The sequence below is a fragment of the Sphingomonas phoenicis genome, assembly GCF_047238005.1.
Taxonomy (GTDB): Bacteria; Pseudomonadota; Alphaproteobacteria; order Sphingomonadales; family Sphingomonadaceae; genus Sphingomonas.
This window is the reverse complement of record NZ_JBDFMC010000002.1, coordinates 2297501-2324435: the sequence shown is the minus strand read 5'-3', so window position 1 is coordinate 2324435 and position 26935 is coordinate 2297501. Positions and strand designations below refer to the sequence as shown.

Annotated in this window: 25 protein-coding genes, 1 tRNA gene and 2 rRNA genes (1 of these 28 only partly in view); 13 read left to right on the top strand and 15 right to left on the bottom strand. The window is 66.8% G+C overall.

Features of this window, described 5'->3' with window-relative positions:
* Positions 1-97 precede the first annotated feature (97 nt).
* Positions 98-400: a UBP-type zinc finger domain-containing protein gene (locus tag ABC319_RS12330; RefSeq protein WP_413070511.1), complete on the top strand. Its 303-nt coding sequence runs from the start codon at positions 98-100 to the stop codon at positions 398-400.
* A 14-nt stretch (positions 401-414) separates the two neighbouring features.
* On the top strand, positions 415-1521 hold the full coding sequence (locus ABC319_RS12325) for an NADH:flavin oxidoreductase/NADH oxidase (RefSeq protein WP_413070510.1): 1107 nt from the start codon (positions 415-417) through the stop codon (positions 1519-1521).
* A 223-nt stretch (positions 1522-1744) separates the two neighbouring features.
* On the opposite strand, the gene ABC319_RS12320 is transcribed toward ABC319_RS12325, so the two are convergent.
* Positions 1745-2467, bottom strand: a complete 723-nt coding sequence (locus tag ABC319_RS12320) for an SDR family NAD(P)-dependent oxidoreductase (RefSeq protein ID WP_413070509.1) — start codon at positions 2465-2467, stop codon at positions 1745-1747.
* 90 nt (positions 2468-2557) lie between these two features.
* Here ABC319_RS12320 and ABC319_RS12315 point away from each other — a divergent pair, with 90 nt between their 5' ends.
* Positions 2558-2956: a winged helix-turn-helix transcriptional regulator gene (locus ABC319_RS12315; RefSeq protein ID WP_413070508.1), complete on the top strand. Its 399-nt coding sequence runs from the start codon at positions 2558-2560 to the stop codon at positions 2954-2956.
* 90 nt (positions 2957-3046) lie between these two features.
* Here ABC319_RS12315 and ABC319_RS12310 read toward each other — a convergent pair whose 3' ends face one another.
* Positions 3047-3940: a LysR family transcriptional regulator gene (locus ABC319_RS12310; RefSeq protein ID WP_413070507.1), complete on the bottom strand. Its 894-nt coding sequence runs from the start codon at positions 3938-3940 to the stop codon at positions 3047-3049.
* Positions 3941-4041: 101 nt separating this feature from the next.
* On the opposite strand from ABC319_RS12310, the gene ABC319_RS12305 reads away from it, so the two are divergent.
* Complete coding sequence (locus ABC319_RS12305; protein ID WP_413070506.1) at positions 4042-4908, top strand: SDR family oxidoreductase; 867 nt, start codon at positions 4042-4044, stop codon at positions 4906-4908.
* A gap of 62 nt (positions 4909-4970) precedes the next feature.
* Here ABC319_RS12305 and ABC319_RS12300 read toward each other — a convergent pair whose 3' ends face one another.
* Positions 4971-5720, bottom strand: coding sequence for an SDR family oxidoreductase (locus tag ABC319_RS12300; RefSeq protein WP_413070505.1), 750 nt, complete (start codon positions 5718-5720; stop codon positions 4971-4973).
* Between the two features lie 60 nt (positions 5721-5780).
* Here ABC319_RS12300 and ABC319_RS12295 point away from each other — a divergent pair, with 60 nt between their 5' ends.
* The 3 genes from ABC319_RS12295 to ABC319_RS12285 all read left to right on the top strand — a co-directional run bounded on the left by ABC319_RS12295 (position 5781) and on the right by ABC319_RS12285 (position 8331).
* Entirely contained in the window at positions 5781-6734 is a 954-nt protein-coding gene (locus ABC319_RS12295; protein WP_413070504.1) for an AraC family transcriptional regulator, read from the top strand.
* A gap of 165 nt (positions 6735-6899) precedes the next feature.
* Entirely contained in the window at positions 6900-7073 is a 174-nt protein-coding gene (locus tag ABC319_RS12290; protein WP_413070503.1) for a hypothetical protein, read from the top strand.
* A gap of 280 nt (positions 7074-7353) precedes the next feature.
* Positions 7354-8331, top strand: coding sequence for a Shedu immune nuclease family protein (locus ABC319_RS12285; RefSeq protein WP_413070502.1), 978 nt, complete (start codon positions 7354-7356; stop codon positions 8329-8331).
* 28 nt (positions 8332-8359) lie between these two features.
* Here the strand turns inward: ABC319_RS12285 and ABC319_RS12280 are convergent, their stop codons facing one another.
* The 6 genes from ABC319_RS12280 to ABC319_RS12255 form a co-directional block, all read right to left on the bottom strand.
* On the bottom strand, positions 8360-11860 hold the full coding sequence (locus ABC319_RS12280; RefSeq protein WP_413070501.1) for an AAA family ATPase: 3501 nt from the start codon (positions 11858-11860) through the stop codon (positions 8360-8362).
* Positions 11847-13097, bottom strand: coding sequence for a metallophosphoesterase family protein (locus ABC319_RS12275; RefSeq protein ID WP_413070500.1), 1251 nt, complete (start codon positions 13095-13097; stop codon positions 11847-11849). Before ABC319_RS12275 ends, ABC319_RS12280 begins: the two co-directional genes overlap by 14 nt.
* A 79-nt stretch (positions 13098-13176) precedes the next feature.
* Positions 13177-13587, bottom strand: a complete 411-nt coding sequence (locus ABC319_RS12270) for a ubiquitination-like system serine protease family protein (protein ID WP_413070499.1) — start codon at positions 13585-13587, stop codon at positions 13177-13179.
* Entirely contained in the window at positions 13584-14783 is a 1200-nt protein-coding gene (locus tag ABC319_RS12265) for a ThiF family adenylyltransferase (protein ID WP_413070498.1), read from the bottom strand. The genes ABC319_RS12270 and ABC319_RS12265 overlap by 4 nt, the downstream gene beginning before the upstream one ends.
* Positions 14758-15030: a multiubiquitin domain-containing protein gene (locus ABC319_RS12260; RefSeq protein WP_413070497.1), complete on the bottom strand. Its 273-nt coding sequence runs from the start codon at positions 15028-15030 to the stop codon at positions 14758-14760. Before ABC319_RS12260 ends, ABC319_RS12265 begins: the two co-directional genes overlap by 26 nt.
* Positions 15031-15078: 48 nt before the next feature.
* On the bottom strand, positions 15079-15300 hold the full coding sequence (locus ABC319_RS12255; protein ID WP_413070496.1) for a DUF2188 domain-containing protein: 222 nt from the start codon (positions 15298-15300) through the stop codon (positions 15079-15081).
* Positions 15301-15411: 111 nt separating this feature from the next.
* On the opposite strand from ABC319_RS12255, the gene ABC319_RS12250 reads away from it, so the two are divergent.
* From ABC319_RS12250 to ABC319_RS12240, 3 genes are read left to right on the top strand one after another with little or no spacing between them, the layout of a single operon-like run.
* Positions 15412-15807 carry a helix-turn-helix transcriptional regulator gene (locus ABC319_RS12250; RefSeq protein ID WP_413070495.1) on the top strand — a complete coding sequence of 132 codons (396 nt, stop codon included), beginning with the start codon at positions 15412-15414 and terminating at the stop codon, positions 15805-15807.
* Positions 15804-16328 (top strand): ImmA/IrrE family metallo-endopeptidase, encoded by a 525-nt coding sequence (locus ABC319_RS12245; protein ID WP_413070494.1) that lies wholly within the window; start codon positions 15804-15806, stop codon positions 16326-16328. The genes ABC319_RS12250 and ABC319_RS12245 overlap by 4 nt, the downstream gene beginning before the upstream one ends.
* A 10-nt stretch (positions 16329-16338) precedes the next feature.
* Positions 16339-17757, top strand: a complete 1419-nt coding sequence (locus tag ABC319_RS12240) for an exonuclease domain-containing protein (protein WP_413070493.1) — start codon at positions 16339-16341, stop codon at positions 17755-17757.
* A gap of 54 nt (positions 17758-17811) precedes the next feature.
* On the opposite strand, the gene ABC319_RS12235 is transcribed toward ABC319_RS12240, so the two are convergent.
* The 3 genes from ABC319_RS12235 to ABC319_RS12225 form a co-directional block, all read right to left on the bottom strand.
* Positions 17812-18921 carry a hypothetical protein gene (locus tag ABC319_RS12235; RefSeq protein WP_413070492.1) on the bottom strand — a complete coding sequence of 370 codons (1110 nt, stop codon included), beginning with the start codon at positions 18919-18921 and terminating at the stop codon, positions 17812-17814.
* A gap of 620 nt (positions 18922-19541) precedes the next feature.
* Positions 19542-20735, bottom strand: coding sequence for an IS91 family transposase (locus ABC319_RS12230; RefSeq protein WP_413070491.1), 1194 nt, complete (start codon positions 20733-20735; stop codon positions 19542-19544).
* A gap of 6 nt (positions 20736-20741) precedes the next feature.
* Positions 20742-21647, bottom strand: a complete 906-nt coding sequence (locus tag ABC319_RS12225; protein ID WP_413070490.1) for a tyrosine-type recombinase/integrase — start codon at positions 21645-21647, stop codon at positions 20742-20744.
* A gap of 227 nt (positions 21648-21874) precedes the next feature.
* Between ABC319_RS12225 and ABC319_RS12220 the strand changes: the two genes are divergently transcribed.
* From ABC319_RS12220 to ABC319_RS12210, 3 genes are all read left to right on the top strand, one after another.
* Positions 21875-22189, top strand: a complete 315-nt coding sequence (locus ABC319_RS12220) for a hypothetical protein (protein ID WP_413070489.1) — start codon at positions 21875-21877, stop codon at positions 22187-22189.
* Positions 22190-22526: 337 nt separating this feature from the next.
* Positions 22527-23843, top strand: coding sequence for a hypothetical protein (locus ABC319_RS12215; RefSeq protein ID WP_413070488.1), 1317 nt, complete (start codon positions 22527-22529; stop codon positions 23841-23843).
* Between the two features lie 229 nt (positions 23844-24072).
* The gene (locus tag ABC319_RS12210; protein WP_413071687.1) at positions 24073-25740 is read left to right on the top strand and encodes a recombinase family protein; all 1668 of its coding nucleotides are present in this window, start codon (positions 24073-24075) and stop codon (positions 25738-25740) included.
* Here the strand turns inward: ABC319_RS12210 and ABC319_RS12205 are convergent.
* From ABC319_RS12205 to ABC319_RS12195, 3 genes are all read right to left on the bottom strand, one after another.
* Positions 25697-25773: transfer RNA gene (locus ABC319_RS12205), tRNA-Met, on the bottom strand. The genes ABC319_RS12210 and ABC319_RS12205 overlap by 44 nt on opposite strands.
* 104 nt (positions 25774-25877) lie before the next feature.
* Positions 25878-25992, bottom strand: a 5S ribosomal RNA gene (gene rrf / locus ABC319_RS12200).
* A gap of 129 nt (positions 25993-26121) precedes the next feature.
* A 23S ribosomal RNA gene (locus ABC319_RS12195) occupies positions 26122-26935 on the bottom strand; it runs 2011 nt beyond the window's last position.

Below are 26935 nucleotides of genomic sequence, written 5' to 3'. Positions count from 1 at the left end.
TCATTGGCGACAGCTTTCGGCTTGGTCTGCAATTTGGCCGCAGCTAAACGACGTCAGCGCCATGGCGATGATCATGGTGCGGCAGACAGGAGGACGAATGACGACCTGCAGCCACGCCGACGCGATCCGCGAGGTGACGCCGAGCGCGCGCGGATGTGAGGAGTGCCTTAAGATCGGCAGCGAGTGGCTGCACCTTCGCCTATGTCGCACGTGCGGGCACGTCGGTTGCTGCGACCAGTCGCCGCATCGCCATGCCACCACCCATTTCCGTGCGACCCAGCACCCGATCGTCGAAGGGTACGATCCGTCAGAGGAATGGGGCTGGTGCTACGTCGATGAGGCATTCATCGATCTGCCCGACCAGACGCCTCAGCAGGGGCCGATGCCGCGCTATTACTGAACAGGACGAACCCGATGTCCGGACCCCAGCTTTTCCAGCCATTCTCCATCGGTGGCCTGACGCTCGCCAACCGCATCGTCATTGCACCCATGTGCCAATATTCGGCGGTCGACGGATGCATGACCGATTGGCACCTGATCCATCTCGGTCACCTGGCTCTGTCAGGCGCCGGGCTTCTGACGATCGAGGCAACGGCTGTGATCCCTGAAGGGCGGATCTCCTTCGGCGACGTGGGGCTGTTCGACGATGCGTCCGAGGCGGCGATGGAACGGGTCCTGACCGGCGTGCGAGCTCATGCGGACATGCCCATCGCAATCCAGCTCAGCCACGCCGGGCGTAAGGCATCGACCGATCTGCCGTGGCTTGGCGGCAAGCAGATCGCGCCTGACGCCGAGAACGGCTGGCAGACCGTAGCTCCTTCCCCATGGCCCTTCGCCGACGGCGATCATGCCCCGATGGCGCTGGATGCCGCGGCACTCGACGGCCTGGTCGAGGCGTTTGCGGCGGCGGCACGACGAGCGGCGCGTCTGGGTCTCGATGCCGTGCAGATCCACGGCGCCCACGGCTACCTGCTCCACCAATTCCTGTCGCCGCTCTCGAATCGTCGCGACGACGAATATGGCGGCAGTTTGGAAAACCGGATGCGCTTTCCGCTGGCCGTGTTCGACGCCGTGCGGCGGGCGTTCCCGGCGGACCGACCCGTAACCATGCGCGTCTCCGGCACCGATTGGGTCGACGGCGGCTGGGACGCCGAGCAGACGATCGCCTTCGCGCAGGCCCTTGAAGAGCGCGGCTGTGCAGCGATCCACGTTTCGAGCGGCGGCCTCGATCCGCGTCAGCAGATCCCTGTCGGCCCTGGTTACCAGGTACCGCTGGCACGCGCGGTGAAGCAGGCCACGACGATGTCCGTGGTCGCTGTCGGTCTCATCACCGAGCCTGAGCATGCCGAGGCGATCGTCAGCACCGGCGACGCTGATCTCGTCGCGCTGGCTCGCGCCATCCTGTACGATCCCCGTTGGCCGTGGCACGCTGCGGCAGGGCTCGGCGCTCAGGTCACCGCTCCCAATCAATATCTACGCTCGCAACCACGACGCTTCCGAGATCTGCTGAAGAAGCGCTGATTGAACTGTCACCGATAGGATCTGGCAAGGGGTCGTCGTTGACCCAATTGCGGTCGTTCGCGCCCTCATTCCCGCGCCCCAAATCCGGTCATTCGTTCAGGAGAGCGAGACGTGCTCCCACCAGCGTTTTCGCAGGACCGGCCGATCTCGCGGCATTGAAGACGGGCGACGCTGATCGCGCGGTCTAGCCGATCCACGCGTCAGGCGCCGCCCGTTCATCTGCCTACACCTGTCGCATACCTCCATCGACGCAGAGTTCGGCGCCGGTGATAAAGCTGGCTTCGGCACTGAGCAGGAAGATGGCAGCTGCCGCAACCTCGTCGGCGCGCGCCATGCGGCCGAGCGGAATCGGCGCGATGAGCATGTGCCGCATCTCCTCGGATACCGCAGCCATCATGTCCGTATCGGTCGGTCCCGGCGCGACGACATTGACGCGGATGCGACGCGGCGCGAGCTCGGCCGCCCAGCTGCGCGCGTAGGAGCGCAGTGCCGCCTTGGTCGCTCCATACGTACTGAAGGGCGTCACGCCCATCACGTCGGCGATTGAGCCGACCAGCACCACCGACGCTCCGTCGCTCAGCACCGGCAGCGCCGCCTGGATCCCAAACAGCGCGCCGCGCACATTGACGGCGAAGTGCCGGTCGAAATGCTCGCCGGTCTCCTCGACGATCGTTGCCGGTTCCGACAATCCGGCGTTGAGCACCAGCGCGTCGATGCGACCATGCAGGCGCTTGGCCTCCGCCACGACCTGCTCAAGATCGCCTTGGGAGGCCGCATCGGCTTCGATGCCGTGCGCCGAGGGACCGATGCTCTCAGCCGCAGCTGCAACCTCGTGTGACCGACGTCCGGTCAGAAGGACCGTAGCCCCTTCCTTCGCGAGCCCGCGGGCGGTCGCGAGACCGATTCCCTTCGCTCCACCCACCACCAGCGCGACCTTGCCTGCCATCCTTGCCATCGTCAGCCCTTTCGTTCGAGATGGCAAACCAGATATACGAAGCATATCTGCTATCAAGAACGCACCTGGAGTAGCGTAGATATGGCGAGCGATACCGACCTGCACGCCCTGTCGTGCAAGGCGATGATGGACGTGCCTCGCATCCGTCCCGTGCTGGAAAAGATCGCCGACAAATGGACGATCATGATCCTGACCGTGCTGTGTCCTCAGCCGGCGCGGTTCAACGAGATCAAGCGACGGCTAGACGGCATCACACACAAGTCGCTCGCCGATGCCCTGAAGCGCCTCGAGCGTCATGGACTGATAACGCGCACGGTGATCCCGACCACTCCGATCAGCGTCGTCTATACGATTACGTCGCTAGGTCACTCGCTTCGCGAACCCTTCGAAGCGCTCTGCTTGTGGGCCCTGGATCAGGAGCAGGCGATGGCGGAGGCAGTGATTGCGTACGACGAAGCGCGGGCCTCGTCGATCTCTTGACCTACATCCCGCCATTCGCGGCAAGGCAGGTGCTGCCCGAAAGACGTCGTCCTTTCATATAGCGCGCAATGGTCGTCGAGTTGCCGAAGGTCAGCACCGATCCTCCAGATAGGCGGCGAGTTCCTCGGCCGTCCCGTTCGGAAAGGACTGCCGCAGGTAATCCAAAAACGCCGACACCCGAGCGTTCAACATGCGCCGCGAGGGGTATAGCGCCCATAGCGCGATCGGTGAGGTCGGGACATCACCCCACGCGATCAGCCGCCCTCTTGCGACGTCTCCGCTGACCAGCGAGAGGGGCAGGCGTGCGACGCCGGCACCAAGACGCGCCGCATCCCGGATCATCACCAGCGAAGACAAGCGGAGCACCGGATCGATCGCGATCGCGCGTTGCCCATCGGCGGTGTCGATCGTCCAGCTGCTCTCGACGTCGCGGTCGCGCACCACGGCAGGAAAGATGCGGCTCGCAAGCGGAGCCATGTCAGGTGCAGCAACAACGACCAGTCGGTCGTGGAGAAAGGGTCTTCCCACCAGCGCATCGTCCGCCGCCGGGTTCACGCGGATGACCAGATCATAGCCTTCCTCGATCATATCAACCGCACGATCGTCGGTCGTGACCTCCAGCCGGACATCGGGATGGCACTGCGCGAATACGGCCGCCAGCCGCCCCATCGCGGTCTGGGAGAAGAGTAGCGGCGCGCTGATCCGCAGGCGTCCACGCACCGCCGCGCTGCCTGATGCGATCTCGATCGTCGTCTCCTCAAGCTCGGCGAGCAGAGCGCCGGCTCTTTCGGCCAGCGCCCGCCCCTCCTCGGTCAGCTTGAGGTCGCGCTGGCTGCGCTCGAACAGGCGCAGGCCGAGTGCGGCCTCCAGCTCCGAGACGCGGCGCGACAGCGTCGCCTTCGGCCTGCGTGCGGCGCGCGCGGCTTTGCCGAAGCCGCCATGGCGAGCGACGAGCGTGAAGTCCGCAAGCGCGAGTAGGTCCATGTCGTTCCACCCATGAGACGGCGCGTCCAGATTACGCGTCTAGTTGTCGTACCATGGATCACGCATCTTGCTCGGGTCAGCAAGACCTAAGGAGAAGCCTCATGACCATCCTCGTAATCGGCGCCACCGGACGTGTCGGCCGCCATGTCGTCGAACAGCTCGTCGCTCGCGACGCCTCTGTCCGCGTCCTCACCCGTGACCCTGCCAAGGCGGCTTTTCCGACCGGCGTCGAGGTCGCCAAAGGTGATCTTCTCGATATCGACGCCCTGCGCGCGGCCTTTGTCGGCGTACGGACGCTGTTCCTGCTCAATGCGGTGACGGGTGACGAATTCACCCAGGCGATCGTCGCGCTGAACGTCGCCCGAGAGGCGGGTGTCGATCGCGTCGTCTACCTGTCGGTGTTCGATGCCGACCGCGCCGTCAACGTACCTCACTTTGCGGTGAAATCGGGGGCCGAGCGGATGCTCGAGGCGATGGGCTTCGGCGCCACCATTCTGCGCCCGACCTATTTCATCGACAACGAGGCGATGGTGAAGGACGTGATCCTTCAGCACGGTGTCTATCCGATGCCGATCGGTGGCAAGGGCGTGGCCATGGTCGATGCGCGCGACATCGCCGAGGTCGCGGCGATCGAATTGATCCGGCGTGACCGGGCGCCCGACAAGCTTCCGATCGAGACGATCAACGTGGTTGGTCCAGAGGCCCTGACCGGCGAGGATGTGGCAGCGATATGGTCCGACGTCCTCCGGCGCCCCGTCGCCTATGGCGGCGACGATCCCAGCGGTTTCGAACAGAACATGGCGACGTTCATGCCGCGCTGGATGGCTTATGAGATGCGGCTGATGGCCGAGCGCTACGTCAGCGACGGGATGATCCCGGAGGCAGGCGACCGCGAGCGCCTAGCGAGCCTGCTCGGCCGGCCCCTGCACGACTATCGCGAGACGGCAGTCCGGCTCGCTTCCGCCTGACCTTCGGGCTGCGGCCCGGCGGCCGGCGGGGTGGGGCACCCGCTGGCCGCCGGATTCGCGCGTCAGGCCGCGTCCGCCATCCAGGCGATCGCATCTGCGCCGGCGGGTATCTTGAGCGGTGCGGACGGGTTGGTCGCGGCCTCGAACACGGCAGCTGCAACGTCCTGAGCATGAGTGATCGGTCCCGTGTCCTCCTGGAACTGTTTGATCATGCCCTCAATCAGCGGCTTGTAATCGGGATCGTCGAGACCGCGCAGGTGCGGCATCGCATTTGCGCCGAATTGCGTCGTCGGGGAACGGCCGGGCAGCACAATGTGGACGCGTACGCCGAACGGCTGCATCTCGACCGCCAGGCTTTCGGTGAGGGCATTCACCGCGGCCTTGCTGGCGCGATAGGTGCTGACTAGCGGCAGCGGCTTCAGCGTGACGGTCGAGGTCACGTTGATGATGACGCCGGATCGCCGCTCGCGAAAAGCCGGCAGGAACGCCTGCATCATCGCCAGCGTGCCGAGCGTATTGGTCTCGAAGAGTTGGCGCGCAGTCTCGAACTCAATGAGTTCGATCGGGACCGCGGCGCCGAAACCGGCATTGTTGACCAGCACGTCCACGGGCCCCGCCTGCGCGACCGCGCTGGCGATGCTATCGCGATCCGTGACGTCGAGCGGCAGGATGGTGAGCCGGTCAGACGACGGCAGGAGGCCCGGGTCAGGCGTGCGCATCGTCGCGACGACACGCCACCCGCGGTCGAGGAACAGTTGCGCGGTTTCGAGACCGAAGCCCGAGGAACAGCCGGTGATGAGGACGTTGGGCATGTCTTGCTCCATTGACGAGTACGGGAGCGCCGAAGATGGTTTCCGCGATCAAGACTGCCTATGGTCGGCAATCCTGACTTCATTGGCGATCGTCCTGATATGACCATCGATCCGCTTGCCGAGGTTGTGACCCTGCTGCGGCCCTCCGCCAGCTTCTCGAAACTGGTCGAATATGCCGGGCGTTGGCGCATCCGCCGCGACGTCGAAGGCAAGCCTGTCTATTTCGCGGTACTGGAAGGCGAATGCCGAGTGGTGAACGCCGGACAAGCCTCGATCGTCATTCGGGCCGGCGACTTCGTGCTGCTGCCGGCTACGGGCGATCGGGCCATAGACGGCATCGAGAGCATGGACCCACCGCCCCCCGGCGCCGTCATGACCCCGACCGAGATCGGCGAGGGCCGGTTTCGCATCGGACAGGTCGATCAATCCATCAACCTGCGCATGCAGGTCGGAATTTGCAGTTTCGCTTCGCCGGACGCCGCTCTGCTCGTGTCGTTGCTACCGGCGATGGTGGTGGCACGTGGCGAGCCGAGGCTGGCCACGTTAATGGACCTGGTCGGGGACGAGACCCGTAAGGCAAGGCCCGGGCGTGAATTGGTGCTGGAGCGCTTGCTCGAGGTTCTCCTGATCGAGGCGTTGCGCTGCAGCTCCAGTCCCGCCGCGATGCCGAGCCTCGCCCGGGGCATGTCCGACGAACGACTGGTTGCCGCGTTGCGGGCTATGCACGCGCGCCCCGCGCATCCGTGGACGGTCACGGACTTGGCAGCCGAAGCGGCCATGTCGCGCTCTGCCTTCTTCGCACGCTTCACCAGCACCGTCGGTATTCCGCCAATCGAGTATCTGCTCACCTGGCGGATGGCGTTGGCGAAGCGCCTGTTGCGAACGCGCGGTCTCGCGATCGGTCACGTCGCCGCCGAGGTCGGCTATGGATCGGCCAGCACGTTCAGCACAGCCTTCACCCGACATGTCGGCATGCCGCCCATGCGCTATGCGCGAGTGTCGGAGACGGCCTAACTACGCGAAAGGCGTCTTGACATGGAGCAGCGCTTTCGACCCAACAGCGGACGTTCAGCGCAGCTGAGCGGCATTCCAGAACCGGACACTCGTTCATTGCAGTCGGCGACGCAGACGGGAGGCGATTCGTTGCCTGCGGCGACGCTCGTCTGTTAGCTTATGGGTATGGCAACGCAGCAACGCACAGTCGATTATCTGCTCGAGCAGGCGACGAGCGCCGGCGCGGTGTCGACCAAGCCGGTGATCCTAGAGCCGGCAGCGGTGCTGGGGTCTGGCATTGACCGACTGGTAGCGGCCGGGGACCTCGGCGAGCGGTCCGGCCTGCTGACGAGGTCCTGAGGCGATGGCGATCAGGTTCGAGGATCGCCCCGGGCGGGGCGTGATCCTGGAATATGAGCCCGAGAGCTGGGACGCTCGGTGGGTTTGGACGAAGCTGCGGACCGAGGGTCGGGTTAGGATCGCGAAGGTCTTCCATTTCGAAAGGGCCGATCTCCTCGGCGAGCTGCCCAACGATGACGATTTCGAGAACGTCGACGGCTTCGTTTACCGATTCCGCTTCGGCTCGCGGCGCGCCGGGTTCCGCCTCATCGAGGGTAGGCGCCTCGGGATCAACCATGCCGTGCGCGTAGCGGACGCTCTGCCGCTGGAGCGGCGGCTTTTCGTCGCCCACCGCGACATGTCCATCTTCCGCGGCCTCGCCGCGGTCATGCCGAACGGTGGCGAGATCGTGATCGGCGGTGACGAGGATGGCTCCATTCCGATCGTCGAGTTCGAGCGGCTGCTCAGCAAGTTTCCGACGACGACCGAGTTGAACCGTTACGCCCGAGCGCGCGTCGCGGACGTGGTCGGCCAGTACGTTGACGGCATGGCTGATGCCCGGCGGCACTACGAAGAGTACATGAACCGCCACAAGGCGATCGGCGCGACCGGCTCGTTCGACACCGAGGAGCTGCTCGAGGCGGAGCTCGCGAAGTATGAGTTGATCCGCGGCACGCTGCGCGGCTGGCTCGCCGCCGCCGAGGTCAGGGTGGAGCGCGACTGGCAGCAGCTCCTGATGAAGTTCCTGCTGCTGATCTTCCCGAAGTACGTCGCGATACTCGAGAACGTGCAGATCGCCGACGTGTACTCCACATCGGGTCGAGCGCGCAGGCGCTTCATCGACATTGCGCTGGTGGACGCCGCCGGGAACCTAGACGTCATCGAGATCAAGCGGCCTCGCGGGGGCCTGCTGGCGGGTGGCGATTACCGCGAGAACGGCTTTCCGAGCCGGGAGCTCTCCGGGACGATCATGCAGGCGGAGAAGTACCTGTTCCACTTGTCCAAGTGGGGGCTGGACGGCGAGCGTGCGCTGACGGAGCGGTACGCCGCGAAGCTGCCTCTCGGGATGTCGATACGGGTCACGAACCCGAAGGCCATCGTGATCCTCGGGCGGGATCCGACGGGTGGGGTCGGTGGCGAGCAGGCGGTAGATCTCGAGGTGGTCAGGCGGAAGTACGCGAACGTGATGGACATCATGTCCTATGACGACCTTCTGCGCCGCCTCGACAACGTCATCGCCTCGCTTCGCAGGCGGATCGACGAAGAGGCGGACATCTGAGCGGCGCGGAAGGCGCTGCCTAGGCGGCCTAGCCCTCAGCCACCGCCGTTCCTGCCGCCTCGAACGACACGATGTTCGCTAGACCCCGCGCCGCCAGCGGCGCTGCGAGATCGCGCACGCTCCGGTGGTGCGTGAACAGCAGCACCTGGTTGCGCCGGCCGAACTCGGCGAGCAGCTCGAGGGTCGCGGCGCTGCGGTCGTCATCGAAGTGGACGAGGACGTCGTCTGCGATGAAGGGCAGCGGTTCGGTCGCACCGCCGTAGTTCTCGAGACTGGCCAGGCGGAACGCCAGGAAGAGCTGGTCCCGGGTGCCGTCGCTCATCGTGCCGACCGACGCGGTGCCGCCGCCGGCCCGACGCCCAACGACAACCGGGTTGCCCCTATCGTCGATATCTGTTTCCACGCCGAGGAACTCGCCGCGCGTCGAGCCCGCGAAGAGTGCGCTGGCGCGCCGGATGAGGGGATCCTGCTGCTCGGCGCGGATCGTCGCCATCGCCGCCGTGACGAGGTCTCGCGCCATCTTCAGCTCTAGATATCGCTCCAGCGCCTGGTGCATCTGGGTGGCGGCGCCCTCTCGCCTCACGACCGCGCCGGCGACTCCACTCTCGGCGACGAAGCCGGCGAGCGTGTCGCGGGCCTTCTTCTCCGCGAGCACTGCCTCCTCGACCTCGGTCTCCAGCGCTGCTGCCCGGGAACGGTCCTCCGTCAGCGTGGCCCGCAGGTCGTCCAGGTCGGCATCTCCCCACTCCGCGCGCAGCGCCTCGACGCTGACGCCGCCGCCAAGGTCGGCGAGGCTCCGTCCGACCCGGGCCATCTCGACCACCAGGGCGTTGCGCTCATCGTGGCGTGTGGCCTTGCCCGAAAGCTCATCTCCTGTGTCCGGACAGGCCGCCAGATGGGCCAGGGCGGTGCGACCGGCGACCGCGCGCTCGACCGCCGCGGCAGCCTGCTCGACCGCGAGCTTCGCTTCCTCGACATCCGGAAGGAGTCCGTCGCGTTGCGTCCTGAGCGTCGCGTTGGCGTCCCACCTGGCCTTCAGCAGCTGCGCCCCCGCGACGCAGTCCACGCCCGCCTCGATGCCGAGCTCGCTGAGAAGCGCCGCCACGTTGGCGGCGAGGCGGGCCTCGTCCTCGTCCATGCGGCGGACGCGCTGGCGTGTCTGGGCGATCGCCGACAGGACGCCGCGGGCGCTCGCCCACTCGCCGAGCAGCTCGTCCGCCTGCACTAGGCTGACCGGACCTGTCGACCCCAGGAGGACGAGCGCGGGAGCCCACTGGGTCTCGAACGCGGCCTCCTCGGCGTCCATGCGGTCGAGTGCGGTCTGGATGTTCGCAGCGTGCGACCTCAGCGCCTTCAGTTCGCCGACGTTTCGCTGGTGCTCGGCGTGGAGCAGTTCGTGCCGACCGTGTGCCGCTACAAGAGCCTGCATCCTTGTCGCGAACGCCGGCGCGGGCTCGATGCCGAGCCGGCGCTCCGCCGCGCCGGCTAGCTCGACGGTCGGCTCCAGCAGGGCGGCGTCCCGTGCCAGGGCGGCGTCCTGCGATCGGGCCGTCGCCGTCTGCTCCATAAGCTGTGTACGCCGCTCGGCGAACGCGAGCAGCGCCGCAAGTGTAGGATGGCACGCGTCCGCGTCGGGAAAGGCCTCACGGAACGTGGCGACCCTGTTCTCCAGGGCGAGCGACAGGGTAGCCAGCTCCTCCTCGGCGGCGTGCAGCGTGCGCGTCGCCTCCGTGATCCGTCGTCGGGCCTGGACGAGGGAGGCGGCACGCTCCGCCTCGTCGGCCCTGCGGTCGGCCAGCCCGTCGGCTCCGGCGAGCGTCGCCTCGTAGGCCTCCGCTGACCGGATCCTGTCCGGCTCGGTCCCCGGCGCCGTTCCCGCCACGAAGGCGGCTCGGATGGGAGACCAGTGGAGGGTCCGCGACGCCCGCGCCTCGCGCACGGCCTCGTCGCTCGCGACGGTGCCCGACGCTTCCAGCGCCTCGATGTCGGTCTGACCTGTCGCGAGGTCGCGCGCGGCCTGTCGCTTTAGCCTCTCCTGTTCGACGCGCTGGTTCTCGAGCGCGTCCCGGGCGGCCTGTTCGGCGCGCACGAGGTTGGGCGTGGGGCAGGCGAGCGCCTCCAGCGCGTCCATCGTGGCGAACCCGAGGGCGGTCGCGCCCTCCGCGATCCTGCGGAGATCGCCGTCGAGGCTCCTGCGGCGCGCGTCGACGCCCGCCTGCTGCGCCGCGGCCCCGCTGAACTGCGAGGACGTGGTCTCCAGGGCTCTGTGGAAGCCGCCACCCTCGAGCTCCGTGAGGCGCGCTTGCGTCGTCTCGATCGTGTCGGCAAGTTCAGCCGCTCGCGTGCGCGCGGCGGAGTGGGCCGGTCGGCGTTCGTTCGCTGCGGTCAGCAGCGCCCGGACGTTGTCGATCGCATCCCTCGCGGGAAGGATGCCGGCGAGGTCGGCGTCAGTCGGGATGCCGAGCATCCTGCGCAGGGCGACGAGCTGCCCCTCCCCCTGGTCGATCTCGATCTGCCTGTTCGGCCGATCCCCCCGGGCCTTCGAGACATGGATCGAGAGCTCGGCCGCGTCGCGGATCCTGGTCTCCGCCGCGGACAGCTCGGGCGAGACAGCGAGCCCGTCGATGCGCACCTGCAGGCGGTCGCGCCGGTCGGTGGCGGACTGGAGCCCGCCTTCCGCAACGGTCAGCGCGGTTGCTGCTGCACGCACCCGCGCGGCGAAGTCGGGGGGCAGGTCGGCGACGTCGGCGAACGCGTCGAGGGAGCTCGTCTGTTCGTCAAGTTCGCGCAGGCGCGGTGCGACGCGGATGGTCCTGTCGGTGCGGGCGATGCGCGCCGCGAGCGTCAGCCTCTCGTCGCGCAGGCCCTTCAGCTTTGCCGTTGCGACATCGGCCTGCTTGCGGGATTGCTCAAAGGTCTCGCGCGTGAACTGGCCCTCGCGGACCGCCCGGTCCGCCGCGTCGAACGCGTCGAGGTGCTGGTAGAACGCCCGTGCCGACGAGCGGCGGCCGTCGAAGAGGCGACCGGCCTCGTCGTCGATAGCGTCGAGTCGCGCGAGGAGGGTGCGCAGCCCACCGCCAGCCTCGACGATGAGACGGCCGATGTCGCCGTCGGCCTGCAGGAGCCGCTCGCCGCCCGCGCGCAGGGTGTCGTGGTTCAGGCCGAACAGCGTCCCGAACCGGTCGCGCGTGATCGCACCCAAGACTGGCGCGAGCGCCGCCTCGTCCAAAGCCGTTCCGTCGGCGTCCGAGAGCGTCCTGCCTCTGCCCTTGCGGCGTTTCAGGGAGATCAGCCGGTCGTCCGCCATGCGCATTGAGGCGCTGATCCGCATTCCGTCGTAGCCGAAGAGGCTGCCCCGGGCGGTGTTTGGGGGAATCGAGAAGAGGAAGTCGCTGATCGCCTCCAGGCAGGTGCTCTTGCCGGCCTCGTTGGGTCCGTAGATCACCGACAGCCCCGCTCCTTCGGGAATGGCGAGGCTGCGGGCGGCGTATCCGCCGTAGTTGTCGATCCTGAGCTCAGTCAGCCGCATGGCCCACCTCGCTGACCAGCGACCGCGCCAGCTCGGCGGCGCGGGTCGGGATGTCGGAGCGCATCTGCTCGATGAAGGCGTCCGCGTGCGCGCCGGCCGGCAGCTTGGCGCGGATCTCAGCGAGCCGCGCCTCCAGGGTTCCCTCGACCCCTTCGCCCACCAGCCTGTCGATCTCGGCCGCAAGCCGCCCCCCGATGCTGGGGTCGAAGGTGTCCGCGGCCGGCGGCAGGGTCGTCGCGAGCACTAGCTTCTCCAGCCAATGGTCCCCGGAGAGAGTGGCGAGGAGGGTCTCGATGTCCTCGCGCAGCGCGGCCCGGTTCAGCGTCAGGTGGGGATGGAGCGGGGTTGCCCCGCGGATCGTGAGGCGCAGCGCGACTGGGCGGCCGTCGGCGGTGTCCGCCACCTGCGCGAGGTCGTCGCGGAGCGCCGTGAGCATCTCCGTCTGGTCGTCGTGCGCGCAGGCGTCGAATGAGGCCGCGTGCCAGCGCACCACGTCGAGCGCGCGGTGCTCGACCGTCGCGATGCGGCCGTCCTCCACCGCGACCAGCATCGCCCCTTTGGGCCCGGTCTCGCGCGCATGCCTGCCCTGGAGATTGCCTGGATAGACGATGTGGGGGTGCTCGGACAGGATCGCGCGCTCGTGGACGTGGCCGAGCGCCCAATAGTCGTACCCGTGATTGGCGAGCTGCTCGGGCGTGCACGGCGCATACCGCGCGTGGTCCCCTTCCGATCCGGCGCAGGCGGTGTGCAGCACGCCGATGTTCAGCGTCCCGGCGGTGGCTGGCGGGTAGTCGCGCGCTATGTCCTCGGAAAGGTCCCAGCGGGGGTAGCTGCGCCCGTGTACCGTGACCGCAACGTCGTCCAGCGACCGCGAGGTGGCGGCCGCCTTGGGGAACACGTGCACGTTCTGCGTCATCGACAGCTTGTCGGCGAACCGGTTCTGCGAGTCATGGTTGCCGAGGATCATCAGGACGTCGATACCGGCATCGCCGAGGCGCCGCATGCCCTCGACGAAGTAGAGGCCGGTTTGGAAGTTGCGCAGGTCGCCGTCGAATATGTCTCCGGCCAGCAGCACGAAGCGGCAGCCCTCCGCGATCGCAAGCTCGACGAGGTTGTCGAACGCCTCGCGAGAGGCCGCCTCGATACGTGAGGCGAAGTCCGCCGACTTGCCGGCCAGGCCCAGCAGCGGACTGTCGAGGTGCAGGTCCGCTGCATGGATGAACTTGAAGTCGGGCACTGTTCCTCCCCCGTGCGGCGCACGTCTGGCGATGGTGTAGCCGATCTCCCGGCGCGGTCTAAGCGTCCTGAACGCGCGGCTACCTGTCGGTCAGCCCCAGCCAAGACAGCAGCCGTGTCCACCATCTACCGAGCGCGGTGATGCGCTCGCCGGCGTGCAGCCGGCTAGCGCGTTCGTCGAGCCGTCGCGCGCGCTGCGTCTGGGCGGGCGTCATGTCCGGGCACCATTCGACGACGCCGCGCTTGATCCAGTAGTGCGAGCGGCAGGCGAAGGTGCCGAGCCCGACGGAAGGGGAGAGTGTGACGCTGTCGCCATGGTCGGTCAGGCGCCACTTGGCCGCGTTGAGCGGCGTCACCACGCGGCCGCCGCATCCGCAGCAGCAGAGGTGCGACGCCGTGCGGAAGCGTTCCGACACGTAGAGGACGCCCTCCTCCAGCTCCTTCGGGATGAACTCGACGCGCCGGTGCGCGATGGTGCGGCGCCGCGTCACGCCGCCTCCGCAGCCTCGACCACCATCTCACCGGTCGCGATCTGGTATCCCGAGTAATGCTCGCGTCCGGCGTCGCGGTAGAAGCCGAGCAGCCGCTTCCAGCGAATGACCGCCATGGCAGCGTTCAGGGCGTTGAGTTCGGCGATCTGGATGTTCGTGGCGTAGATGTTCTCCGCTTCGTCGGCGTCGCCGCACGACAGGTGCGGCTCCGCGTCGGCGTAGTGGCCCGGCGCCCCCGTGACGACCCGGACGATCCCCTGCAGGCCCTGCGGTCCGCGCGTGACCCCCATGCCGACGTCGGTGAACGGGATACTGCGTTCTTTCAGCCAGTCGATGATCGCGCGCTTCTCTCGCCCCTCGTCCAGACAGAGGAACACGAACGTTAGACCCTCGAGGAGTTCGAGGTTGGCCGAGGTGACCTTGGTCTCGTGCATGGAGAGGCCGTGGCGCCGCAGCTTGCCGTAAAGATCGGCGTACGTCTGGACCTTCGAACGCTTGGTCTGCAGCTCCTGCAGCGACCAAGCGCCGGGTGCGCGGAAGGCGTTGTGGGTGTCGAAGCCGTCGGCGTCGAACGCCCGGATCTCCGCGACGTGCGTCTTGACCACGAGGTCGAGGACGTAGGACCCGGTGCCGCCGAGGCCGATGATGCCCAGCCGCTCCGCCTGGAGCTTGTCGTTGTCTCCGCCGATCCCGACCCGGCTCGACGCGGTGTCGATGTAGTGGAACGGGTCGTCGTCGTGCTCGTCGGTCGCGTAGACCGGGTGGGTCTCGGCCGTCGCATTGGGATCGAGCTTCTGCGCCTCGCCCACAATCCAGCCGAGGTATGCGCGCATCTTGTGCCCGTAGTCGCGGTAGTCGGCCTTGGCGGAGAACAGGTGGTTGGTGACGAGACCCTGCCCGAGGTCCTGGGAGGTGCCCGGGTGCTCGAAGCTCCGGATCTTGGATCCGTCCGCGTGGCAGGGGTGCTCGCCGATCCAATGGACCTGGTGCTGCACCGGCCTAGCGCTAACCTCGACCCCGTCGACCACCTGGGTGTCGAGCGTCGAGATCAGCACGCCGTCGGTGCGCACCTGGCGGCTGGCGGTGACGTAGGGCACGTCCCTCACGACCAGGTGTCCGCCGCGGACCTCGAGATGGAGGCCGTCGTCGCGGAGCGCCCGCAGGTCGGGGCTATGAGCGATTAGCCGGTGTGACATCGAACTCCATCCCCTTCTTCGCCTGCACGGTCTCGCCCTCGATGAGCGTGCCGGTCGGCTTCTTCCCCTGCCCCTTGCTGTACTGCACCGAGTAGCGCTGGCCCTCGGGCAGCGTCGGCGCGCCGATCAGCTCCAGCAGCTCCTCGTAGGAGATGCTTTCCTTAGGGACGTCGTATTCGGTCCCGTTGACGACGATGGTGACCGGCTTCGGCCCCTTGTCCTTCTTGTCCTCGGCCTTGTCGGTCATTCCGGTTCTCCGTTGGCCGGGCGGCGGCGGGCGCCGCGCGGCGGTTGATCAGCCCTTCGGCGGGAAGGGGTCGTTGCCGTAAGAGTTCGAGTTCCGGATGCGGCCGTCCGGGCGGTGGATGATCACCTCGCCGCGCTCGCGGATCGCGGTGCTGCGGGCGGCGTCGTTGGCACACGACTGCGTGGGGTGCGTCGAGCCGACGCGGCTCGCGCCCTCACGCCTGGTCGCCCAGCCATCTCCGTGCGGTACGACATGGATCCTCTTCGACATGGCCTTCTCCTCGACCTTTCCGCCGAGTCGATTCTCGGCACAGCCACGATATGCCGACGACGACGAATGATGTCAATAGTCACAATACAGTGTTACTGATGATCACATTGTGTGTGTGACGTTGACAAAGGCGCGTGTCTGGAACAAACGGGTAACGTGGTTCAGCCAAATCCCATCAACGCTGCCTTCGGCGCTGCCGTGGCCAAGCGGCGCGAAGAGTTGAAGATGACCCAAGCCGAACTTTCGGGCCTCACTGGTCTGTCGCGGGCGTCCATCGCGAGCATTGAGAAGGGTCGTCAGAACGTGTTGCTGCATCACGTCTACGACCTCGCCCAGGCACTTCGCTTCCGTCACGTCGGTGACCTCCTGCCTGCCCGGCCTCCCGCGCAACGTAGGGAGGTTGAGGTGAGGGTCACGCGAGGGGCGATCTCGGATCGTGAAGCCGCCGACGTCCTGGAGCTCATCGGGCGCTTCGTCCGCACGGACGACGCGGAAATCCGCTCGTGAGAAAGCCCGACACGGCGGGGGCGAGGCAGGCCGCGTTACAGCTTCTCTCTGATGCGGGAGTGCGGTCGGCACCTGTCCCGGTCGAGCGGCTCGTCAAGTCGAGAGGTATCACCCTCCAGTTCGCGCCCCTCGGGGACGAGCTTTCCGGTATGGCCTACATCAAGGACGGCCTGAAGATCATCGGCGTCAACGCGCTGCACCATCCCAACCGCCAGCGGTTCTCGGTAGCGCACGAGTTCGCGCACCACGTTTTGCACGTCCGCGAGATCACCGAGGCCGTGCACGTCGATCGCGGATTCCGCGTGCTGCACCGGGACAAGGTCTCGGCGGAGGGGATCGATCCCTTGGAGGTGGAGGCCAACGCGTTCGCCTCCGAGCTCCTGATGCCTGAAACGTTCCTGGCCGAGGCGGTGGGCGACGCCGGGCTTGACCTGGACGACGACGAGGCCGTCGAGGCGCTCGCCCGAAGGTTCAGGGTTAGCGCGTCGGCGATGCGCAACCGGCTCAGCTACTCCTGGTAGCGGCGTCGGGGTGGGCTACGTCTTCTTCGACACAGAGACCACCGGCCTCTCACCGGCATTCGACCAGATTCTGCACTTCGCCGCGATTCACGCCGACCATGAGCTCAAGGTGATCGATAGTTTCGAGCTGAGGTCGCGACTGCAGCCCCACGTCGTTCCGCATCCCGCCGCCATGCTCACCAACCGGCTGCCGATCGAACGGTTGGTCGACCGTGCCCTGATGACCCACGCGGCGATGGTATCGGAGCTGCGGGCCAGACTGCTGGCGTGGTCGCCTGCGATCTTCGCGGGCTTCAACTCGATTCGCTTCGACGAGCACATGCTGCGCAACGCCCTGTTCCAGACATTATTCCCTCCGTATCTGACTAGCGGCAACGGGTGCGGACGCGCCGATGCCTATGGCTTGGTCCAGGCGGCCTGCGCGCTCTCGCCTGGATGCATTGTCGTTCCGCTGAAGCCGGATGGTCGCCGTGACTTCAGGCTCGCGTCGCTGCTGGTGGCCAACGGCCTTGGGACGGGCGGCGCCCATGACGCGATGTCCGACGTCGCAGGCACGCTGGACCTGTGCCGGTTGGTCAGGGAGCGCTCGCCCGCGGCGTGGGAACGGTTTGTCCGTCTCTCGAACAGGGTCGCCGTGGCGGAGATGGTCGACGAGCAGGAGGGTTTCGTCCTCACCGAGTTCTTCGGAGCGGAGGCTTTTCACCGGGCGGTGGTCTGCATCGGGCAGATCCCGGGCGACCGGAACGGTCGCTTCTGCATAGACCTCGAGCGCGATCCTGACGATTGGCGCCTGATGTCAGATGGCCAGGTTCACGCCGAGGTCGCCCGCAAGGGAACACCGGTCAGACGCGTGAGGGTCAACGGCGCCCCGACACTCACCCCGCTCGAGGAGGCTGACGACCTGATGCCGGGCCTCGATGAGGCGAGGTTGCGTGACCGCGCACGACGCTACCGGGCGGCCACGGACGTCTGTTCTCGTCTGGTCACCATCTACACGGCAAGTTGGGGGATTCCGGAGGTGTCCCCGCTCCCGGAGGCGTGTCTCTATTCGGGCGGTTTCGTGAACGACGACGACCTCTACGTCTGCGAGGAATTTCATGACGCTACGTGGGCGGAGCGGGCGGGGATCGCCTCCCGGCTCCGGGACCCAAGACTCCGGTCGCTGGCGGAGCGACTCATCTACTCCGAAAACCGCGCGGCGCTCTCCGGGGATCAGCTCGCCCGCGCCGACTGGGCTCTGGCGGACCGTCTGCTGGATCGCGTAGAAGGGGGTCCCCTGACGATCGGCGCCGCCATCGATGAGATCGACCGCTTAGTGTTGCAGGCGGACGCGGCGTCGCTGCCGCTGCTCGCCGGCTATCGGACATACCTCACGAATCGCGCGGCTCGCGCGAACGCTTTCCGGAACGGCTCCTTATCGAGCCGCTGACACGAGTGTAGGATCCTCCCGTCGGCCCGGGCGTAGCGAACGCGGTGGCGCGAGCTACCCGACCGTTGAACGCACCGTATCGAGGAGTCGCCGGAACTCGCCGTCGGGTGCCGCACCCTTCCACATGTTGGCGAACCGGCACACGACCTGGAGGTTGCCGTCCGAGTAGTGGCCGGCGCTGTCGATCCTGTCGAGCGACGCCAGCATTGCCGGATCCTCGGACTCGCCGTGCCATTGGAGCGGCAGCGAGGTGAGTGCGCAGATGCCGTCCTGCTCGGCGATGAGCCGCTCGATGATTGCCTCCAGCTCGCGCTGGTGATGGTGCATCTCCTTATCCTTGCGCGTCGTCGTGGACTGCCGGCCCGACTGCGCCGCGGCCGAGGCGGCGTTGACCGCCATGTCCACGATCGAGCGCCGCTTCGCGCTCGCGTATCGTACGGCCCCAGGCGCCTTCTCGCCGCCTGGCCGCTCGTCCTCCATCCGCACCAGCATCCAGCAGAACGAGTGCGCGTCGATGTGACGCGCGTCGGCGAGTCCCGGCTTGGACGCCAGTCGCTCTCGCACGTCGTCGAGTGCGTCGTTGAACGCGGCGTAGTTGTCCCACGAGCAGCGTCCGCTGGTCCCGAGGCCGATCCCGAGGCGGCGGAACGCCTCGTCAAACGTGCGCGGCGCGATCGGCGCGAAGCGGTCGACGTCCACCAGGAAAAAGAGGTACGCTGCGAGCGGGTAGCCGTCACCCGCGAGGCCCCGCAGCCTCTCGAACAGCTGGCCATGGTCGTGCTCCCCGCGGAACGCGTCCATCATCCAGCGCTCGAGGGCGCGTCGCCGCGCGGGATCGTTCCGAGCCGCCAGCAGTGTGGCGTGCCCTGCGCTTCCGGGCCCGTAGCGTCCCTCCCAGGAGACAAGGTTGTTGCGGGTCTGGTCGTTGCCCGGGATCTCGACGGCATGGATCGCGCGCTCCAGGATCGCCCCGGTGCCCACGTCCGCTTCGGTCCACGACTGCGGCCCGAGGGTGGCGAGCGCGCTCTCCCGCAGTAGCGGCTTGTAGCCTTCCCACCCCTTGGCCGCTCCGCTGCGGAAGCTGGTGAACGGCCCGTCGTTGAACCGTCGGTAGACGATCTCGCTGAACCGGCCAAACTCGCGCTCGAAGTGGGGGACAGTCATGCTGGACTACGGTTTTCGTACAGTACTTCGCGGATGAACACGCTCGCGGGGCGTTGTTGACCTTGGTCCTGGGCAGGATCGGGCATCTTCCTCTCCGCTGACGCGCTTTTAATGCCGCAACATCGCAGCCGGGCTTGCTCAGCTCAACCCTAGACCAGCTCATCTTTGCAGACGGTCGCATCCTCGGCCCAGGCGAGTTCACATGCCATTGGGTGGACGTGTCGTCTCGCATCTAACGAAACAGCGGCAAGTTTGATCGTCTCGGATGAACAAACGGTCGTAAACAACCGCTCAACGCTCAAAAGCGGACAGGCAGCTATCCTGAAGAGTTTCGCATGCCGGCAGGCGTACGAAAGTCTTGGAAGCCCGAACCCGCGGGCCGCAGTCGGTGCGCTATGGGGTTTTCGGTTTCCGGCTTGCTGGGGTGCGCAGCAACACGGCGGATGCGGGCACGAGCCTGAATGCGGACTGGCCGGTTTCAGGTGGGCGTGATGGGTTCGCCAGCGCGGGTAGCTCGGCTCTCCTTGTTGTGATTGCCCCTCTGGCGCCGGTCAGCGCAAACGACATCGTCTCCGCACGCACCGGCGCTGCGGGGTATGTTGCCCTCTGGCCGTGCCGGGTCACGACGTCTGCATCCCGGATAGTGGTGCACGAGCCGGTGGTGCGCGCGGCTGGCACTGGCGCTCGAAGGTTTCGACGACGACCATGCGGCCGCCGCAGCATGGGCATGGCGGCCTGATGTCGTCCGGTTCAACAGATGCATCGGGCGCAGCGGGCGGTGCGACGCGGAGCAGTTCGCGGGCGCGTTCGAGATGCGCCTTGCGGGTGGCGCCGGCGAGCAGGCCATAGTGGCGGATGCGGTGAAAGCCCTTCGGCAGGACGTGGAGCAGGAAGCGGCGGATGAACTCGTCGGCGGCCAGCGTCATGACCTGCTGGCGGTCGGCGTTACCCCGGCGATAGTCCTTATAACGGAAGGTGACGCCGGTCTGGTCGAAGCGCAGGAGGCGGCTGTTCGAGATGGCAACGCGGTGCGTGTAGCGCGACAGATAGGCGAGCACCGTCCTGGATCCGGCAAACGGCGGTTTGGCATAGACCACCCAGCGTTTCTTCCGGACCGGGGCCAGGTGCCGCAGGAGGGCGCGGCGGTCGATGAGATGGCCGAGGCTGCCATAGAAGGCTAGCCGCCCGGCATCGTGCAGCGCCACCAGCCGCGTCAGGAACAGGCGGCGGAACAGCTTGCCGAGGACGCGCACGGGCAGCAGGAACGCCGGGCGCGACGACACCCAGCGCTTGCCGTCCGGCGACATTCCGCCGCCCGGCACGATCATGTGAATGTGCGGATGGTGGGTCATCGCCGAGCCCCATGTGTGCAGCACCGCGGTGATGCCGATGCGGGCGCCGAGATGCTTCGGGTCGGCGGCGATGGTCGTCATCGTCTCCCACGCCGTCTGGAACAGCAAGCCGTACACCGCCGCCTTGTTCTGGAACGCGACGTCGGCCACCTCAGCGGGCAGCGTGAAGACGACGTGGAAGTAGCCGACCGGCAGGAGGTCGGCCTCGCGCTCGGCCAGCCATGTACGCGCGGCCGCGCCCTGGCACCGCGGGCAGTGCCGGTTGCGGCAACTGTTATAGGCGACCCGCCAGTGCCCGCAGTCGGTGCAGGCCTCAACGTGCCCGCCCATGACGGCGGTGCGGCAGGTTTCTATCGCCGACATGACCTTGAGCTGGTCGAGGCTCAGATGTCCCGCATGGGCGGCCCGGTATGCAGGACCGGCAGCGCTGAAGATGTCGGCGACCTCGATGGAGGCGCGCATCCTCGCTCAACCGCTGGACGTCCTCGCTTCTCTGGCGGCCGTGGCGAGCCGGTCGAACGGGCTGGTGACGTTGCGCAGCACCCGGGTGGCGACCTGGGTGTAATAGGCGGTGGTCTCCAGCTTGGCATGCCCCAGCAGCGCCTGGATGATGCGGACGTCGATCCCGTCCTCAAGCAGATGGGTGGCGAAACAGTGTCGCAGCGTGTGGGGTCCGACCCGCTTGCCGATGCCCGCCGCTTGCCCCGCCTCGACCACTACCCGGTAGATCTGCCGCGTGCTGAGCGGCTTGAGGTAGTGCTGGCCGGGGAACAGCCAGCCATCGACGTGCAGCACGCCCTCCCGCCGGCCGACCCGCCACCATTCCCGCAGCAGCGCCAGCAGCCCGACCGGGAGCATCGCGTTGCGATATCGCCCGCCCTTGCCTCGCTCGACCCGCAGCAGCATGCGCTCGCTGTCGATGTCGCGCACCTTGAGGGCGGCGACCTCAGCCGCGCGCAGACCCGCACCATAGGCGACCGACAGCGCCGCCTGATGCTTCAGGCACGTGGTCGCCTCCAGCAGCCGTGCCACCTCGTCCTGGCTCAGCACCACCGGCAGCTTGCGCTCGTACCGCATCCGGACCAGCTTGCGCGCCAGATCCGGCCGGTCGAGCGTCTGGATGAAGAAGAACCGCAGGGCCGACACGATGGCGTTCATGGTCGGTGCCGGCACGGCCAGTTCACACTGCTCGATTTGGAAGCGCCGCACGTCCTCCGCCGTTGCCGTGTCAGGCGGACGCCTCAAAAACGTCGCGAACCGCCCGACGTCTCGGATGTAGTTCCGCTGCGTCTCGGGGCCGAACCGGCGTATGTCCATCTCGTCGATGAGACGCTGGCGTAACGGGCTGACGGCGACTGGAATGAGGGTGGTCATGGCAGAGCTCCTTTCGTGGAGCTTGAATGCTCTGCCTGCCTCCCGCAGCGCTCAACTGCCGCACGGCACCCGTTACATCACCTCAACCGCGCCCCGCACGCCCCTCCCGCGCAGCGGGTTCGTGCTCCCACCAGAAGTGGCCGTTCGATTGGCTTGCGAGACTGCAGAAGGCGATGTGCGGTTAACGCCTACTTGCGGCGACCATGCCGCCCGTGCACAACAAAAGGATGCTGACCGTTCTCCTGATAGTCGTTGCTAGTGCTACGGGTGTCGTACTGACCGCCGGCGTGATGACCGCCGTTATCCGCGCTATTACCAAGAACGATGCTTTGTCGTTGGCGTCCGGAACGCTCGCCTTACCACTTCTGATCTGCGGCGCAGTTGGCTACTGGCTTGCAGTGGGCCAGGCAGACGACATCGCCACTGAAAGAATCTTGGCGAGCGCCTTCCTTAATCTTGCGCTAGTCACACCCATCACGTTTTTGGCCAGTCAGACCATGGTGAGGTTCCTAGTTCGTCGCGCGTTACCCAACAGCCGCTGATCACCGCAAACGCCCGCCTGCTCTTGCAGCCAGGAGCGACCGCCTGCTCTGCGGGGTGACCTCGAAGACGGTGATACGCCAGCTCTGCGCAACCTTGGCATTGATCGCAAGGTAGACGCGCCCCACCTCGAAGGGTATATAGAGAACGCCTCGTGTTGAGATGCGCGGACGGGGTACAGGTAATCGGCCGCTGCTCGGAGCGGTTGCACGCAGGTCGCCGGGGCGCGCACGCAACCCCGCCTTTCCGTTCCCCGCCGCTGCGAGTGCGGGTCAGCAAGGACCGAGAGGTCCGGTTTGTACGGTGCCGGGAGCCGTACCGCTGACCTGAGTACGCACCATGCCGAACATCGTCCTGCCGACGCCGCCCCGGTCGCGCCAACTGCGCGCTTCGCACCTGGCAACGCATGCCGTCTTCCACTCCGGCGTTGCGCCAACGCAGGTCGAGGAGCTGGCGGTCGGCTATATCCGCTCGGTCCTGGCCGGCGATGCCGATGAGCCGAGACCCGCTCCTCCGCCCATCCTGCCGCCCCCACCGAAACTCACCCCCAGCCTGGTATGGGATGGTCTGCAGACCGACCTGCGCCGCGTCGCGCTCGACACGCTCCTGGCACCGCTGACGGTACCGCGCCCTTATCGCCCGCGTGGCAGCCTGGAGCGGTGGGTGACCCGGCTGCTGCTCGGCGGCCGCACCATCGCCGAGCCTGAGCAGCTGCAGAAGGACCTCGGCCTGGATCTTGCCCGCCATGCCGCCAATCTGCATGCGCTGCGGGGCTCCTGCCCGCAAGGATGGCGGCTGCTGGTGCGCGCGGAGCTGCTCGCCCTCTACCGGGTGGCGGGTACGACGCCGGAGCTGGCAGGCCTCATCCGGGCCGTCGTGCACGACCAGATCATCCTCACTGGGGTCGTCCGCGCCCGGATGCTGGCCGAGTATCTGCGCCGGCTGGCGACCGAGCCGATGGGGCCGCGCTTCGATGTGGACGATCCGCTTTGGGCGAAGCGCGGGGCGCTGTTCGTCGACCGGCTCGCCAGACCCGCCCGGAGCATCGACCGGCTGCTGTCCATGCCCGGCAGGAGCTCGGTCCGGGAGACCCTGGGGCAGGCGGTGGCATCGGGAGGTCTGGCCTATGACCCACGACTGCTGCCAATGGCCCGGCGGATCTACCAGCAGGTCGGCGCTACCGAACGGGCGGCCAGCACCATCGCCACGGCCAGCCGCGCCATGCGCGCCGCACTCGCACCGCTGACCGCCATCACCCCGGCAATGCTGCGCGACGATGGCCTCGGTCGCGAGAGCTTCGCCGACGCACGGCTCGGCCTGTCCGTACCCGAGGCGGTAGCCGTGCTCGCCATCAACCTGGTCGCCCTCGACCGCCAGGCCAACGAGGCACTCGCGGCGCTCGACGCCGGCCACGTCCCGCTGGCCTACCCGCGCGTGCCTCCCCTCCCCGCCGGCGTCGGCGGGAAGGTGCGCCGTACCGCCAATGCGCTGAAGGCTATCAGCGGCTGCGACCGCCACGTCGGCGATACGAGCACCGACCCGGACAACAAGGCCGGACGCATTCTGCTGCGCCGGGTCAAGCGCCGCCTGACCGCGCCGATGCCACCGCACGGCCTCGCGCTGCTGCGGCTGTTGCCGCCGGAGTGGTCGCTGTGAAGCAAATTCTAGCTACCCTGTGCGCACTGGCCAGCAGGCGTCATTCCGGCATGGATGACACCCGCAGCCCAGCCCCTTCATGCGCATGCCCGACAAGCCGCCAACCCGGCCTCTGCCGAGGGTCTGACGGCGCTTGTTCGGCTGCTCGCGCGACAGGCCGCGGCCGAACACCACCAGGTAGCGACCCGCAAGACTCGGGACAGGTGAGGATGCGGAGGCATCGTCAGCCATGCTGATGCGCCCTGCCCCTCGCATCGCGCTCTATGGCCGTCACTCGACGGCAATGCAGAGCGCCACCTCGAGCAGTGACCAGACCGCGGCATGCATGAAGCTGGTCGACTATCTGGGCGGTACGGTCATCGCGACCTATCACGACCCAGAACAGTCGGGCTATCGCCGCGACCGGCCGGGGCTGAAGCAGTTGCTCCGCGATGTCGAGACCGGGATGGTCGACATCGTCGTGTGCGAGGCACTCGACCGGCTGGCGCGCGACGCCGAGGACGTCGCGTTCCTCGGCAAGAAGCTGATGTACCACCGGGTAGCACTCCACACGGTGTCGGAGGGCCATGTCGACGAGATCAAGTTCGCCGTCGCCGGGCTGCTGGGGGCAATCTTCCTGAAGCACCTGGTCGACAAGACGGTGCGCGGCATGGAAGCGGCGGTGCTGGCCGGGCGGTTCGCAGGCGGACGCGCCTATGGCTATAAGCGCGTCGTGCGGCTGGACATACGAGGCGAGCCCATCCGCGGGCTCCTCGAGATCGACGCGGGTCAGGCCGACATCGTCAGGCGCATCTTCGCCGAGTTCGCCGCGGGCGCTTCTTCCATCCAGATCGCCACCCGCCTCAACGCCGATGGCATCCCCGGCCCGCGTGGCGGCCAGTGGAACGCCTCGACGATCCGCGGCGACCCGAAAAAGGCGACGGGTATCCTCAACAATCCGCTCTATGTCGGCCGGTTGGTCTGGGGAAGACGCCAGTGGCGGCGCAACCCCGACAGCGAGAGGCGCGAGCGCCGCTACCGGCTGCGTGACCCCTCCGAGTGGGTCGAGGTCGCGGTGCCGGATCTGCGCATCATCGCCGACGACCAGTGGCGCGCGGTGCAGGCGCAGATTGCACGGCGGCAGTGCAGTCAGGCGCAGGTCTCGCCCGCCCGGCAGCACCGCAGGAAGCACCTGCTGTCGGGTCTTATCCGGTGCAGCACCTGCGGCTCCAACTATACCATCTCGGGCAAGGACTATTACCGGTGCGCCGGGCAGAAGGAGCGCGGAACCTGCACAAACACCCTCTCGGTCCGCAAAGGGCCGCTGGAGACAGCGACGCTCACGGTCCTGCAGCACCAGCTGTTGACCGAGGAGCATGCCCGGCTGTTCGCCGACGAGTTTCGCCGCGAGACGATGCGCCTGAGCAACACGGCAGCCAGTCGGGATCAGCAATCCACCGAGCGACTGGCCACGGTGACCCGCGAAATCGATAATCTCGCCGCCAACATGCTCACCGGGGTTGCGAGTCCGACATTGCTGAGGCTCCTCGCCGACCGGGAAGCGGAGAAAGCACGTCTCGAACAGAGGCTGAGCGCCCAGGCAACCAGCCGGCCTATGGCTACCATTATCCCGCATCCGGAACTGCGCCGCCTGTTCAGGGAGAAGGTAGCCCGCCTGCGCGAGACGCTGGACGACGCGGCTGTCCGCGGTGAAGCGGCCGAGATCCTGTCGACACTCATCGAGAGTGTGACGATCTACCCGGAGGGCGAGCGAGGCCCTGAAGCGGAGATCGTCGCTAGGGTAGCCGATCTGCTCGGCTGGGCCACAAACGACAACGCCGCCCCGAGGGGCGGCGTTTGTAGTTCTAAGGCGGTGGTTGCGGGGACAGGATTTGAACCTGTGACCTTCAGGTTATGAGCCTGACGAGCTACCGGGCTGCTCCACCCCGCGACATTGTTGCTGCGGCGTGGGGGCGGCAGCGGCTTGCCCCTCCTTGGGGGAGGGGAGACATGTGGATGGGTTCTTCTGTCCGTGTCATGCGCACGGGCTTCAATGCCTGGCGACGACCTACTCTTCCACTGCTTGAGCAGTAGTACCATTGGCGCAGTCGGGTTTCACGGCCGAGTTCGGGATGGGATCGGGTGGGACACCGACGCTATGGTCACCAGGCAATGGAGCCGGTGCGCATGGGTCAGGGACAGATGGGTTAAAATCGATGCGTGCACTGGTTGGGATCATTCATCCCACCCTTGTCCCCGTTGGGGGCATCAGCAGCGCTGATGTTGGGGGTGTGGACTCTTCAGGCGCGAATAGAGCGATTAGTATCGGTTAGCTTCACGCGTCACCGCGCTTCCACATCCGATCTATCAAGGTCGTGGTCTTCGACCGCTCTGAGAAATCTTATCTCGAGGGAGGCTTCCCGCTTAGATGCTTTCAGCGGTTATCCCGTCCGTACATAGCTACCCTGCTGCGCCGTTGGCACGACGACAGGTACACCAGAGGTACGTTCAACCCGGTCCTCTCGTACTAGGGTCAACTCCTCTCAAATTTCGACGCCCACGGCAGATAGGGACCAAACTGTCTCGCGACGTTCTGAACCCAGCTCACGTACCACTTTAATTGGCGAACAGCCAAACCCTTGGGACCTGCTCCAGCCCCAGGATGTGATGAGCCGACATCGAGGTGCCAAACAACCCCGTCGATATGAGCTCTTGGGGGTTATCAGCCTGTTATCCCCGGCGTACCTTTTATCCGTTGAGCGATGGCCCTTCCACGAGGGACCACCGGATCACTATGACCGACTTTCGTCTCTGCTCGACTTGTCAGTCTCGCAGTCAGGCGGGCTTATGCCATTGCACTCTTGCAGCCGGTTTCCAACCGGCCTGAGCCCACCATCGCGCGCCTCCGTTACTCTTTAGGAGGCGACCGCCCCAGTCAAACTACCCGCCACAGAGGGTCCCCGATCCAGTTTCATGGATCTGGGTTAGACATCAGAAAACAACAGGGTGGTATTTCACCTATGGCTCCACGACAGCTGGCGCCGTCGCTTCAAAGCCTCCCACCTATGCTACACAGTTCCTTCCTAATGCCACTCTGAAGCTGCAGTAAAGGT